12 protein-coding genes are annotated in these 12,800 nt (G+C 62.9%); 4 read left to right on the forward strand and 8 right to left on the reverse strand.

All coding sequences use genetic code 11. From position 1 onward, the window contains the following. Positions 1–71 precede the first annotated feature (71 nt). The 7 genes from LB526_RS28200 to LB526_RS28230 form a co-directional block, all read right to left on the reverse strand. The gene (locus tag LB526_RS28200; protein ID WP_095769199.1) at positions 72–1,175 is read right to left on the reverse strand and encodes an ABC transporter ATP-binding protein; all 1,104 of its coding nucleotides are present in this window, start codon (positions 1,173–1,175) and stop codon (positions 72–74) included. Next, positions 1,175–2,281 (reverse strand): ABC transporter ATP-binding protein, encoded by a 1,107-nt coding sequence (locus tag LB526_RS28205; RefSeq protein WP_140845151.1) that lies wholly within the window; start codon positions 2,279–2,281, stop codon positions 1,175–1,177. Before LB526_RS28205 ends, LB526_RS28200 begins: the two co-directional genes overlap by 1 nt. Continuing rightward, the gene (locus LB526_RS28210; protein WP_095769197.1) at positions 2,278–2,499 is read right to left on the reverse strand and encodes a hypothetical protein; all 222 of its coding nucleotides are present in this window, start codon (positions 2,497–2,499) and stop codon (positions 2,278–2,280) included. Before LB526_RS28210 ends, LB526_RS28205 begins: the two co-directional genes overlap by 4 nt. After that, a complete protein-coding gene (locus LB526_RS28215; RefSeq protein ID WP_095769196.1) occupies positions 2,496–3,452 on the reverse strand; it encodes a carbohydrate ABC transporter permease in 957 nt (318 codons plus the stop codon). Before LB526_RS28215 ends, LB526_RS28210 begins: the two co-directional genes overlap by 4 nt. A 1-nt stretch (position 3,453) precedes the next feature. Continuing rightward, positions 3,454–4,359: a carbohydrate ABC transporter permease gene (locus LB526_RS28220; RefSeq protein ID WP_095769195.1), complete on the reverse strand. Its 906-nt coding sequence runs from the start codon at positions 4,357–4,359 to the stop codon at positions 3,454–3,456. 64 nt (positions 4,360–4,423) lie between these two features. Then, positions 4,424–5,740, reverse strand: a complete 1,317-nt coding sequence (locus LB526_RS28225) for an ABC transporter substrate-binding protein (protein ID WP_140845147.1) — start codon at positions 5,738–5,740, stop codon at positions 4,424–4,426. 350 nt (positions 5,741–6,090) lie between these two features. After that, positions 6,091–6,786, reverse strand: coding sequence for a TetR/AcrR family transcriptional regulator (locus LB526_RS28230; RefSeq protein WP_224630496.1), 696 nt, complete (start codon positions 6,784–6,786; stop codon positions 6,091–6,093). 207 nt (positions 6,787–6,993) lie between these two features. Here LB526_RS28230 and LB526_RS28235 point away from each other — a divergent pair, with 207 nt between their 5' ends. Genes LB526_RS28235 through LB526_RS28245 form a run of 3 tightly spaced genes read left to right on the forward strand, consistent with a single transcriptional unit; the run spans position 6,994 to position 9,490 of the window. Next, entirely contained in the window at positions 6,994–8,190 is a 1,197-nt protein-coding gene (locus LB526_RS28235) for a Tm-1-like ATP-binding domain-containing protein (RefSeq protein ID WP_224630497.1), read from the forward strand. A 12-nt stretch (positions 8,191–8,202) separates the two neighbouring features. Further along, positions 8,203–9,069, forward strand: coding sequence for a phosphoenolpyruvate hydrolase family protein (locus LB526_RS28240; RefSeq protein ID WP_224630498.1), 867 nt, complete (start codon positions 8,203–8,205; stop codon positions 9,067–9,069). A 4-nt stretch (positions 9,070–9,073) separates the two neighbouring features. Continuing rightward, positions 9,074–9,490 carry a cupin domain-containing protein gene (locus LB526_RS28245; RefSeq protein WP_224630499.1) on the forward strand — a complete coding sequence of 139 codons (417 nt, stop codon included), beginning with the start codon at positions 9,074–9,076 and terminating at the stop codon, positions 9,488–9,490. A 73-nt stretch (positions 9,491–9,563) separates the two neighbouring features. Here LB526_RS28245 and LB526_RS28250 read toward each other — a convergent pair whose 3' ends face one another. Next, positions 9,564–10,754 carry a M24 family metallopeptidase gene (locus LB526_RS28250; protein WP_224630500.1) on the reverse strand — a complete coding sequence of 397 codons (1,191 nt, stop codon included), beginning with the start codon at positions 10,752–10,754 and terminating at the stop codon, positions 9,564–9,566. A 333-nt stretch (positions 10,755–11,087) separates the two neighbouring features. Between LB526_RS28250 and LB526_RS28255 the strand changes: the two genes are divergently transcribed. After that, the gene (locus tag LB526_RS28255; RefSeq protein WP_224630501.1) at positions 11,088–12,698 is read left to right on the forward strand and encodes an ABC transporter substrate-binding protein; all 1,611 of its coding nucleotides are present in this window, start codon (positions 11,088–11,090) and stop codon (positions 12,696–12,698) included. The last annotated feature ends 102 nt before the right edge of the window (positions 12,699–12,800 follow it).

Raw genomic sequence — 12,800 nt, forward strand, 5'->3', positions numbered from 1 at the left:
TGGCCTATTCTGCGGCCGGCTTGGGCCCCATCAGGAAGGCCGCCAGCAAGGTCGCCGGCTAAGTCCGACTTCTATCCGGCGTGCCGCAGACTCACACCGCTGCCTTTATCGAACATCACCACCTTGTCGGGGTTCCAGGCAAAGCGCACCGGCTCTTCGATAGCCACGTCGGTCCTGGCCGGCACCGTGGCCCGCAGCATCGTGTCGCCGACCCTGAGCGTCAGGATCTTTTCCACGCCATGGTTCTCGACATCGTGCACGCGTGCCTCGACCGGAGCCCCGCTCTCCAGATAGACGTCCTCCGGACGGATGCCGAAGACGAGCGGGCGACCGTCGGCCGCGCCGCTCGTCCTGCCCCCGCCAAAGCTCTTGGCGCCAATTGTGAGCGGCAGTTCGAAATTCACCGGCGCCATCACCGCGCGGTCGTTGACCAGCCTGCCGTCGATGAGGTTCATCGGCGGCGAGCCGACGAAGCTCGCGACATAGGTGTCGCGCGGATTGTTGTAGATCTCATGCGGCGTGCCCGTCTGCACGATGCGGCCATGGTTGAGCACGCCGACCTTGTCGCCCATCGACATAGCCTCGATCTGGTCATGCGTGACGAACAGGAACGTGGCGCCGAGTTGCATCTGAAGGTTCTTCAGCTCCGTGCGCAGCGCTTCGCGCAGCTTGGCGTCGAGCGCCGAGAGCGGCTCGTCCATCAGGAACACGCGCGGCTTGCGCACGATCGCTCGGCCGATCGAGACGCGCTGCATCTCGCCGCCGGAAAGCCGGTCGGTCTTGCGGTCGAGCAGATGTTCGATCCTGAGCGTGCGGGCGGCGCGCGCGACACGGTCCTTGATCTCGGCATCCGGCAGCCGGCGGATCTTCGGCTTCAGCGGAAATTCGAGGTTCTGCCGCACAGTGTAGCGCGGATAAAGCGAATATTGCTGCAGCACCAGCGCGACGTCGCGCTCGGCCGCGCCCCAGTCGGCGACGTCGACGCCGTCGATGAGAACCTGCCCCTCGGTCGGCTTATCCAGTCCGGCGATCAGGCGTAGCGTCGTCGTCTTGCCGGCGCCGGTCTCACCAAGCAGCACGAAGAACTCGCCGTCGGCTATGTCGAGGTTCAGACCCGTCAGCGCGGTGTGGCTGCCGTATTTCTTGGTGATGTTCTTCAGTTCGATATGGGCCATTACAGCCTTACTCCCAGCGACTTGCCGCTTGCCGTGTCGAAAAAGTGCGCCTGCTCGGGATCGATGCGGACATGGACTTTCTCACCGGGGCCCGAGACGTAGCCCGCCTTGGTGCGGGCGCGCAGCATCGTGGAGCCGAGCCTGAGATCGACAATGTCGAAGGACCCGAGCGGCTCGATGATGCTCGCCTCGACTGGCATGTAGCCGGGCGCCGCATCGTGTCGCACGAGTACGCCCTCCGGGCGGATGCCGAGCGTCAGGCCGCCATTGGCTGCATGCCCGTTGAGCCTGGACAGGAGCTGGCGCGGGAACTCGAAGCCAGCCGGCGCATCGCCGACGGTTACGGAGGCAGTGCCCGCCTGATCCGCGACATTGACCTCGGCGATGTTCATCACCGGGCTGCCGACGAACTGCGCCACGAACAGGTTTGCCGGATGCGAATAGACCTCATCCGGCGTTCCGACCTGCTGGATGAACCCTTCATGCATGATGACGATGCGGTCGGCGAGGCTCATCGCCTCGATCTGGTCATGCGTGACATAGATCGTGGTCGACCCTTGCTTGACGTGCAGGCGCTTGATCTCGGCGCGCATCTCCTCGCGCAGCTTGGCGTCGAGCGCGCCGATCGGCTCGTCCATCAGCATCGCCTTCGGGCGCCGCACCAGCGCACGACCGATGGCCACGCGCTGCATGTCGCCGCCCGAGAGCGCCGACGGCCTCTTGTCGAGCAGATCGGTGATGCGCAGGACCCGGGCGACCTCGCGCACGGACTTGTCGACTTCGCCGCTGCTCATGCGCATTGCACGCAGCGGAAAGGCGACGTTCTCGAACACCGTCATGTGCGGGTAGAGCGAGAAGGACTGGAACACCATGGCGATGTCGCGGTCCGCCGCCTTGAGGTGCTGCACCGGCTTACCGTCGATCAGGATGTCGCCCTGGTCGATCGTCTCCAGCCCTGCCACGGCGCGCAGCGTCGTGGTCTTGCCGCAGCCCGACTGGCCGAGCAGCACGATGAACTCGTTGTCGGCGATGGCCAGGTTCAGATTATGGATGACCTGGACGGCACCGAAGAATTTCTCGATGCCGCGAAGTTCGATCTGCGTCACTGGCGGGCTCCCTCATGCGTCGCGGCGCCGGTTTCCTCGCTCTGCTCCGGTGCGATCTTGGACGTGATGTTGAAGCCGATCAGCCCGATCAGGATGATCGTCACACCGTATGAATGCAGGCCGAGGCTCCATGGTTGGCAGAGCGCTACGATGCCCAGCACCATGAGGATTTGCGAGGCCGGCAGCAGGTACTTCTCGTTGGTGGAGCGAAAACTCATTTGCGGATTGCTCCGAACGTCACGCCGCGAAGCAGATGGTTGCGCAGCAGGAAGGTGAAGATTGCGACCGGCAACAGGAACAGGAAGGTACCCGCCGCGATCGTCGTCCAGTCCGGCAGGCCGGAGCCAATCTGCGAGGGGATGAAGGGCGGCGCCGTCTGGGCGCGCCGGTTGGTCATGATCAGCGCAAAGGCGTATTCGTTCCAGGCAGTGATGAAGCAGAACACGGCAGTCGCCGCGATGCCGGTCGCGGCCTCGGGCAGCACGATCTTGAAGAAGGCCTGCATCCGGGTGTAGCCGTCGACGAGTGCTGCCTCCTCATACTCCTTCGGGATCTCGTCCATGAAGCCCTTCATCAGCCAGACCGAGAAGGACAGGTTAAAGGCGACGTAGAGGATGATCAGGCCGATATGCGAATCGTTGAGGCCGACCATCCGGTACATCAGGAACATTGGGATTGCGACCACCACCGGCGGCAGCATGCGGGTCGACAGGATGAAGAAGAGAAGGTCCGCCTCGCCCGCGATCTTGAAGCGTGAGAAGCCATACGCGGTGAAGGTTCCCATGCCCACAGCGAGCACCGTGCTGATCACAGCCACGATCAGGCTGTTCATGAACCGGTCGGGATATTGCGAAAGCTGCACGTCCTTGCCGACCTTCAGCACCCGCTCGCCGCCGTCATAGATGCGTTTTTCCCACCAGGGCGCGGCATCGTAGACTTGCGGATCGACGGGCTTCTGCATCTGCACGCGCTTGGTGAAGAGCCGCACGAACGGCGTCACCTCAGGCTCGAACAGCACGGTGGGCGGGACGCTGACGGCGAGCTCCTTCGGCTTGAAGGCCGTCGAGGCGATCCAGTAGATCGGTGCCAGGAAGATCAGCGTCGCGATCAGCACCGCGGCGATGGCGATGCGATTGAAGGCGACCTCGGAAGAAGTGCGGACGGCGGCCATGTCAGCGCTCCTTCACCTTGTTGAGATACTTCACGTAGAGGTTGGTGATCGCCAGCACCATGATCAGCACGATGTAGGCCAGCGCGCAGGACTTGCCCGTATCCCACTGCTGGAAGGCCTGCTTGTAGAGCCGGATCGCGATCAGCTCGGCGGTCGGCTGGGTGGTCATGGTGTAGGCAATGTCGAAGGTCTTGAAGGCTTCCATGGTGCGGAAGATCAGCGCGATCAGAAGGATCGGCGAGACCAGCGGCAAGGTGATGCGAGTGAAGGTGTACCACCACCCGGCGCGGTCGATCGCGGCCGCCTCGTAGAGATGCTGCGGCACGGCCGAGAGACCGGCGAGCGACAGCAGCATGACGAAAGGCGACCACATCCAGATATCGGTGATCGCGACCGCGTAGAGCGCGCTGTCGGGATTGGAGAGCCAGGCGAAGTCGCCAAGGCCGAAGACATAGTTGATCGGTCCCCAGGACGGGCTGTAGAGCAATTGCCAGAACAGGCCGACGACCGCCGCGGACATCATCATCGGCAGCAGCAGCAGCGTGGTGATCAGGCCCTTCATCGGAAAGCTGCGGTTGAGCAGAAGCGCAAGGCCGAAGCCGACGATCATCTGCCCAGCCACCGAAACGATCACGTATTTGGCGGTGATGACGAAGTTCGACCAGATATGATCGTCGCTCAGCAGCTCACGATAGTTCTGCAAGCCGACGAACTGCCAGGGTTCGCTGCGGTTCGCGGCGAAGTTCGTGAAGGAATAGCCGAGCGAATAGATCAGCGGGAAAATGTTGAAGACGATCAGAAAGACCAGCGTCGGGATGATGAACAGGTTGCGGATGGTCAGATCGGACCAGCCGCGAGCGGCGGCCCTGGACGCTGGATCAAGATTGGTAAGGGCTACCGAAGCCAACTTTGTCTCCTGAAAACAGGAATGCCGGAGGGGGAAACCTCCTCCGGCATTCTGACTGCGATGCTTACTTGTAACGATTGTACTTGGTGAAGGTCGCCTTCCAGTCGGCGGCCGTCTTGTCGAGCGCCTCCTGGGCGGTGCCTTTCCCGCCGACCACGAACGGATAGATGTTCTGGTTCAGTTGATCGAGCACTTCGGCGTATTCAGGCGTTGCCCAGAAGTCTTTGACCATGAACATCGTGTCGTAGAACGCCTTGTTGTAGGGCGTCGCGTTCTGGAAGGCTTCGGACTTCAGCACGGCCTGGCTGCAGGTGTAGCCGCCGAGCTCGGCCCACTTCTTCTGGGTCTCGTCCTTGATGAACCACTCGAGGAACTTCATCGCCTCGTCCTTGTTCTTCGAATACGAGACGACCGAGATGCCCTGGCCGCCGAGCGCGGCGAAGCGCTTGCCGTCCGGGCCGGCCGGATTGGCGAAGAAGCCGGTGACGTCGGCGTAGGGGTTGGTGGCCTTGTTCACCAGCGGCGGGAAGAAGGCGAAGAAGTTCATGCTCATCGCGGCCAGGCCGCCGGTGATCGCCTGGTTGTCTTCCACGAAGAAGGTCTTGCCCCAGCCGGGAGGCGTGAACTTGTAGAGTTGCTTGTACATGTCGAGGCCGGCGGCGGCTTCCTTGGAGTTGGTGATGCCGTCGACCTTGTAGGTCGCGTAGTCGCCGAGATCGCCGCCATAGCTGAAGATGGCGCTTTCGACGCCCATCGCCATCGCGTCATAGGAATTGTCGGTGTAGATGGCCACGCCGTAGCGCTTCTGATCCGGACGGTGGAAGAACTCGGCGATGTCGCGCAGCTGCGCATAGGTCGTCGGCACCGCGAGGTCGTAGCCGTATTTGGCCTTGAAGGCTTCCTTCTCCTTCGGGTCCTCGAACCAGTCCTTGCGATAGGACCAGCCGATCGCGTCGCCTTCCAGCGGGATTGCCCAGTACTTGCTGGAACCGCCCGGGTATTCGGCGTAATACTTGATGGTCGCGGGCGCCATCACGTCGCCAAGCTTGTGCTGGTTGAAGAAGTCGGTCAGGTCGACATAGTGGCCTTGCGTCGAACCGGCGCCCAGCCATTGCGAGTCGCCGACGACCATGTCGTAGGCGTCGCCATGCGCGTTGAACTCGGTGAAGGCCTTGGTCTGGAAGTCGGGCCACGGCGTCGTCTGAACGGTGACCTTCACGCCGGTTTCGGCCGTGTAGTCGTTGACGAGTTCCTGCAGGTAGTTCGCCGGGTCCCATTCCGCCCAGAAGATGGTGAGTTCCTTATCCTGCGCGCGGACGGATGTCCCGCAGGCAAGCGCCAGCCCAATACCAGCAATCACGCTGGTCATAATCTTGCGCATAGTTTTCCTCCCTTGTGCGCATTCTACCGTCTCATGCGAGCCGGCGGCGAAGCCGGCCTTGGTAGTTCCTCCTGTGATGGCACCTCTCCGGTCCAGGCCTCCCACCCTGTCGGAAATGGATCGCAGCCTTCACTTTGATCCGCTTTATCGGTCCTAAATCTGGTATTACCAATTCCCGCTTGACGTCAAGCGCTTTCTTGGGAGGCTAGGAGCAGACGAACGAGCCCACCATTATGGCATCTGCCTGTTTTCCCTTGTTTTTCCTACTCCTTGATACGCCGACCCCTTGTGAGGGCCAGCTCACCCCATTTAACATTCAAAATCGTCCTCACAATCTGGTCGAACCAGATTTACTCGATCGTCGCCCCAGGCGCCGCAGCCATTCCTGCCGATTTCGCCTCCGATTCCGCCATTGCGGCGCGCACCAGCGCGCCTGCCGCCCACTGCGCGACCGACATCATCTCGGCGCTGTTCAGCCCCCAAATGTCCTTCAGCACCGTGACCACCTCGACGCCGAACATCAGCGACAGCGCCTGGGCAAGGCGCGTGAGCTGGCGCGGCTTCAGGCGCCCCTTGAGCGGCGCGATCGCATCCTTCAACAGGTCGACGCGATGACCGCGAATGAAGGCCGGCTCGGATCCGAGCGTGCCCGCCTGGCGCTGCGCCCATTGATCGAGGGACAGTTTCAGCGCCGCCTTGAACGTCGCCTCGAAGGCTTCGATGCGCGGCATCGCGGTCGCGAACAAATCTGCCACGCGCCGCTCGGCATCGTCGGACGTCGACTTCCAGGTAAGGATAGGGCCGAGCCCTTCATCGACCACGGCCTGCACCAGCGCCGCCTGGCTCGGGAAATACCGGTAGGCGGTGGCGCGCGACACCTCTGCCGCCTCCGCGACCTCGCTGACCGAAGGGGTCATGCCGGATTGCATCAGCCTCGTCGCCGTTTCCAGCATCAGCCGCTTTGTGCGGGCGCGCGGCCCCTTCTCGGCGGCCGGCGCCTGTGCGGCGTCATCGATGGAGGCGGCTTGTTGACGTGAGACATCCATATCAATACGATACGCGCGTCTCAAAAATTTGCAATGGCGCAATGCCGGTCAATAACGGGTCCCCACCAGCGACGAGGCTTTGCCGAGAAGCTTAAGGGTGGGCCAAAAAATACGGTCCCCACCAGCGACGAGGCTTTGCCGAGAAGCTTAAGGGTGGGGCAAAAAAGGCCGGCGGCAAAGCCAGCCATGCCGGACGGGGAACCGCGGATGAAGCGCATCTATGTGATCGGCACCGCCGACACCAAAGGCGAGGAACTCGCCTTCCTGGCCGATGCCGTCGCCAAGGCCGGCGGCGCGGTCGTCCGTGTCGATATCGGCACGCGAGGCGCGACCGTCCCGGTGGATATCCCTGCCAGCGAGGTCGCCGCGCATCATCCCAAGGGAGCCGGCGCTGTTCTCGGCATCGACGATCGCGGCACCGCCGTTGCCGGCATGGGCGCGGCCTTCGCCAATTTCATCCAGTCATGTGACGACCTCGCCGGGGTGATCGGCATCGGCGGCGGCGGCGGCACCTCGATCGTCACCGCCGGCATGCGGGCGCTGCCGCTCGGCCTGCCGAAGATCATGGTCTCGACATTGGCCTCCGGCGATACCGCGCCTTACGTCGACATCTCCGACATCATCATGATGCCGTCGGTCACCGACATGGCGGGACTGAACAGGCTCTCCCGCATTGTGCTGCACAATGCCGCCCAGGCGATCGCCGGCATGGCCGCGAAGCCCGCCTCGGCCGCCGCCGGCAAGCCGGCGCTGGGACTCACCATGTTCGGCGTCACCACGCCCTGTGTGACGGCGATCGTCGACCGATTGCGCCCCGACTATGACTGTATGGTCTTCCACGCCACCGGCACCGGCGGCCGCTCGATGGAGAAGCTCGCCGACAGCGGTCTGCTGGCCGGCGTCCTCGACATCACCACGACTGAGGTCTGCGATTTCCTGTTCGGCGGCGTGCTGCCGGCGACCGAGGATCGCTTCGGCGCGATTGCCCGCACGAAATTGCCCTATGTCGGCTCGGTTGGCGCGCTCGACATGGTGAACTTCTGGGCGCCGCCGACCACTCCGGAAAAATATCATGGACGGCTCTTCTACGAGCACAATCCCAATGTCACGCTGATGCGCACCACGGCCGAGGAATGCCGCAAGATCGGCGAATGGATCGGCGGCCGCCTCGCCCGATGCGACGGTCCGGTCCGCTTCCTGATCCCGGAAAAGGGCGTATCGGCGCTGGATATCGAAGGCGGCGCCTTCTTCGACACGGAGGCCGATGCGGCACTGTTCGACGCCATCGAGCGCACGATCGAGCCGACCAGGGGCCGCACCGTCACTCGCCTGCCGCTGCACATCAACGATCCCGCCTTCGCCAAGGCCGCGGCCGAAGCATTTCTCGACATCGCCAAGAAGTGAGACAAGACAAGCATGGCTGCCATTCCGCGCAAGGAAATCCTGGAAAAATTCCGCAACATGATCGCCGACGGCGTGCCGATCGTCGGCGGCGGCGCCGGCACCGGCCTGTCGGCCAAGGCCGAGGAAGCCGGCGGCATCGACCTGATCATCATTTACAATTCCGGCCGCTACCGCATGGCCGGGCGCGGCTCGGCCGCCGGCCTGCTCGCCTATGGCAACGCCAACGAGATCGTCAAGGAAATGGCCTATGAGGTGCTGCCGGTGGTGAAGAAGACGCCGGTGCTGGCCGGCGTCAACGGCACCGACCCCTTTGTCATCATGCCGCTGCTGCTCACAGAGCTGAAGACGATGGGCTTTTCCGGCGTACAGAATTTTCCGACCGTCGGCCTGTTCGACGGCACCATGCGCCAGAGCTTCGAGGAGACCGGCATGGGTTTTGGGCTCGAGGTCGACATGATCGCCGAGGCGCGCAAGCTCGACCTGCTCACCACGCCCTACGTCTTCAACCCCGACGAGGCGCGCGCCATGACGAAAGCCGGCGCCGATATCATCGTCGCCCATATGGGCGTCACCACCGGCGGCTCAATCGGCGCCACTTCGGCGAAAACGCTCGACGCCTGCGTCAAGGAAATCGACGCCATTGCCGATGCCGCGCGCTCGGTTCGCAAGGACGTCATCCTGCTTTGCCATGGCGGGCCGATCTCGATGCCCGACGACGCGCGCTACATTCTCGAACGCTGCGAGGGCTTGCATGGCTTTTACGGCGCAAGCTCGATGGAACGGCTGCCGGCGGAAGCGGCGATCGCCAGGCAGACGGCGGATTTCAAGGCGGTCGCGCTTCGCGACCGGAAGACAGAAGCAAAGAAAAGGAAGGGATGAGGCAATGGGCGACAGGAGCATGGTGTTCGTCTATCCGAAGGATGTCAGCGCCTTCGGCTTCGACTGGGGCAAGCTGTCGCTGACCGTCGCGCCGGAAGTGAATGGCGCCGAACGCTTCTCCGGCGGCGTCGTCGACTTGCCGCCGGGCCAAGGCCACACCCGCCACAACCATCCGGGCGCCGAAGAGATCATCTTCGTCATCTCCGGCAATGGCGAGCAGATGGTCGAGGATGAGAAAGGCAATCCGGTGGTGGCGGAAGTCGGCCCCGGCTGCACCATCTATGTGCCGGAAAGCCGCTTCCATTCGACGCTCAACACCGGCGACCAGCCGATGCAGCTCTTCGTCGTCTATTCGCCCGCCGGACCGGAGCTGGCGCTGCGCGACCTGCCTGATTTCAAGCTGCTGCCGGCGGGTCAGTAACAGTCTTTGCTTCTCCCCATTCTACGGGGAGAAGGTACCCGAAGGGCGGATGAGGGCAGCGCCGACCTTCTCCTTAAGAAATCCCGCCCCTGTTCCACCCACGTCCGCGGTCGCCGAACATCACATAGCCGGCGTCAGTGACGGCCACCGTGTCCTCCAGCTTGATGAAGCCGCGTGTCGGATGAAGCATGGTGGTCTCGACCGACAGCACCATGTTCTTCTCCAGCGGCTTTGCCGCATAGGTGCCCTCATAGGCGACCGGGTGATTGGTCATCAGGAACGGCGCCTCATGCGTGATCAGCCCCATGCCGTGCGCGAAGAAATCCGTGTAGGCCGCGACCTTGGATGCCTTCAGAACGCTCTCGGCATGCGCGATCATGTCGCCGCCCAGTATGCCGGCCTTGACCTTGGAAAAGGCCGCCTGCTGCACGGCTTCAACTTCAGCCAGAAGATCCTCCAATTCCGCATCCGGCTCGCCAAGCACGCCCATGCGGCAGAGGTCGCCGATATAGCCGTGATAGTTGCCGCCGGAATCGATCGACAACACCTCGCCCTTCTTCCACGCCTGGCTGGACGCCGCGCGGTTGTGGCTGGAACCCAGCGTCAGCAGGCAGTATTCGAAATGCGCGCCGCGATTGGTCTCCTCGCGCCTCAGCCGCTCGATGATGTCGGTCTTGCTGGTGCCCTCCCGCGCCCAGCCAATCGTCGCCAGCATGGAATCGGTGATCAGCTCGGAAGCGATGCGCAGCTGTTCGAGTTCCGCCTCGGTCTTGATGGCGCGCATACGCTCCAGCATGTCGGTCGCGTCGATCAGCTTTGCATCCGGCAGCGCCTTGCGGATCAGCGTGTAGGCGTCCGACGGCAGGAAGGCCGGCTCGATGCCGATGCGGGCGGCTTGCTTGCCGATCTGTTTGAGATGCTCCACCGCCAGATTGGCGGCATCGAGCGTGCCCCAGCAGGCGGCATGCAAGGTCGGCGTCCAGAACGGATGATTCTGATGTTCGCCGCCTTCCATCTTGTTGCCGATATATGCCGCATGTTCCGGCCCGCCCTTCTCGTAAAGGACGATCGGCAAATAGCGGCTGTGACCGATCGCATCCATCGCCGCGAAGAAGATGAACTTGTAGCCGCCGAGCAAATATTGCGTGTTATGTTTGGAGGTGGCGAAGAGCACGTCAATGCCGGCCTCTTCCATCAGCCGATCCACCCGCGACTGATCGAATGGGATATTGCTGACCTCGGTTTTGCCCGGAGCGATGTTCATCTGCCTCTCCCTGTTTTCATCGGCCGCAGGAGCGCCGAAAGTCATGATGTATGGCTGTTGGCCAAATCTGCATCTTTTTGGCCACTCTGGTCCAGCCAGAATTGATCACTTTCCCGCCAAAGCCGGTTTCCGTCCAAATCCCGATCGCGCTTGTCTGTAATCTGGTCCTACCAGATAAGAGCATGAGAGCCTCCGTCGGCTGGCTGGTCCAGCGGACGGAAATTTCAAAGCCAAGCCATGATGCGCCAAATCCGTCTCTGGCGAAACCTTTGCCAAGGGCCATAATCACCGGATTGCCGCGCCTGCCACGGCGCGAAGAGGGGAGTTTGAGCGATGTCCGAATTGACGATTTCACGCCGCGGCCTATTGGCCGGCTCGGCGCTGCTGCTGGCCTCCACTGCGCTTCCGACCATCGGCCTTGCGCAGACGCCCAAGAAGGGCGGCCGGCTGATCGTCGCCGCGGATTCCGAGCCGCGCAACCTCAACCCGGCGATCGTCGCCTCCAATGGCGTCTTCTTCATCTCCAGCAAGATCGTCGAGACGCTGGCCGAAGCCGCCTTCGACGGCAAGGACGGGCTGCAGCCGCGGCTGGCGCTTTCCTGGGAAGGCGCTGCCGACGGCCTGTCGGTGACCTTCAAATTGCGCGACGGCGTCAAATGGCATGACGGCAAGCCCTTCACTTCCGCCGACGTCGCCTTCTCGGCGCTGCAGATCTGGAAGCCGCTGCAAAATCTCGGCCGCACCGTGTTCAAGGACCTGGAGGCCGTCGACACGCCGGACGCCCTTACCGCAATCTTCAAGTTCGCCAAGCCGACCCCGTTCCAGCTGATCCGCAACGCGTTGCCGGCGCTGTCGAGCGTCGTGCCGAAGCACCTCTATGAGGTGGGCAAGATCGAGGAGAACCCGGCCAACAATGCGCCGGTCGGCACCGGTCCGTTCAAATTCGCCGAATACAAGGCGGGGCAATATTACCGGCTGACAAGGAACGACGCCTATTGGGGCAAGGACGAGCCCTATCTCGACGAGATCGTCTACCAGGTGCTCCCTGATCGCACGTCCGCCGCAGCGGCGCTCGAGGCGGAAGAGATCCAGCTCGCCGCCTTCTCCGCCGTGCCGCTCGCCGACCTCGACCGCATTTCCAAGGTGCCAGGCCTGAAGGTCATCACCAAGGGCTATGAGGGGCTGACCTACCAGCTCGTCGTCGAGATCAACCACCGCCGCAAGGAGCTGGCCGATCTGAAAGTGCGGCAGGCGATCGCGCATGCCATCGACAAGGATTTCGTCGTCAAGACGATCTTCCTCGGCTACGCCGCGACCGCAACCGGCCCGGTGCCGAAGAACGATCCGCAATTCTACACCGCCGACGTGCCGACCTATCCTTTCGACGTCGTCAAGGCCAATGCGCTCCTCGACCAAGCCGGCTACAAGCGCGCCGACGACGGCAAGCGCTTTGCGCTGAAGCTGTTGCCGGCGCCTTACTTCAACGAGACGAAGCAGTTCGGCGATTACCTGCGCCAGGCACTCGCAGCGATCGGCATCGACGCCGAGATCGTCAACAACGACTCCACCGCGCACATCAAGGCCGTCTACACCGACCACGCCTTCGACCTCGCCGTCGGCCCGCCGGTGTTCCGCGGCGACCCGGCGATCTCGACCACCATCCTGGTGCAGAGCGGCATTCCCGACGGCGTGCCCTTCTCCAACCAGGGCGGCTACAAGAACGCCGAGCTCGACGCGCTGATCGCGAAAGCATCGGAGACACTCGATCCGTCGGCCCGCACGGAGCTCTACAAGGAATTCCAGAAGAAGGTCGCGGCCGATTTGCCGCTGATCAACGTCGCCGAGTGGAGCTTCATCTCTGTCGCCCGCGATACGGTCGGCAACATCGCCAACAACCCGCGCTGGGCGGTATCGAACTGGGCGGACACCTATTTGGCCGGCTGATCTCCTTGCGGATCGGCTGCCGGGGTGCTCAGCTTTGAGAATGAGAGTTCCTTCGCGCCCCCCTCTGTCCTGCCGGACATCTCCCCCTCTAGGGGGGAGATT

The organism is Mesorhizobium sp. CA6, assembly GCF_020165035.1.
Lineage (GTDB): Bacteria > Pseudomonadota > Alphaproteobacteria > Rhizobiales > Rhizobiaceae > Mesorhizobium.

What these genes read in the sequence shown, in the direction of transcription:
- LB526_RS28225 (WP_140845147.1), bottom strand. Translation starts at nt 5,740, where the DNA reads ATGCGCAAGATTATGACCAGCGTGATTGCTGGTATTGGGCTGGCGCTT.
- LB526_RS28215 (WP_095769196.1), bottom strand. Translation starts at nt 3,452, where the DNA reads ATGGCCGCCGTCCGCACTTCTTCCGAGGTCGCCTTCAATCGCATCGCC.
- LB526_RS28250 (WP_224630500.1), bottom strand. Translation starts at nt 10,754, where the DNA reads ATGAACATCGCTCCGGGCAAAACCGAGGTCAGCAATATCCCATTCGAT.
- LB526_RS28235 (WP_224630497.1), top strand. Translation starts at nt 6,994, where the DNA reads ATGAAGCGCATCTATGTGATCGGCACCGCCGACACCAAAGGCGAGGAA.
- LB526_RS28230 (WP_224630496.1), bottom strand. Translation starts at nt 6,786, where the DNA reads ATGGATGTCTCACGTCAACAAGCCGCCTCCATCGATGACGCCGCACAG.
- LB526_RS28210 (WP_095769197.1), bottom strand. Translation starts at nt 2,499, where the DNA reads ATGAGTTTTCGCTCCACCAACGAGAAGTACCTGCTGCCGGCCTCGCAA.
- LB526_RS28255 (WP_224630501.1), top strand. Translation starts at nt 11,088, where the DNA reads ATGTCCGAATTGACGATTTCACGCCGCGGCCTATTGGCCGGCTCGGCG.
- LB526_RS28245 (WP_224630499.1), top strand. Translation starts at nt 9,074, where the DNA reads ATGGGCGACAGGAGCATGGTGTTCGTCTATCCGAAGGATGTCAGCGCC.
- LB526_RS28240 (WP_224630498.1), top strand. Translation starts at nt 8,203, where the DNA reads ATGGCTGCCATTCCGCGCAAGGAAATCCTGGAAAAATTCCGCAACATG.
- LB526_RS28200 (WP_095769199.1), bottom strand. Translation starts at nt 1,175, where the DNA reads ATGGCCCATATCGAACTGAAGAACATCACCAAGAAATACGGCAGCCAC.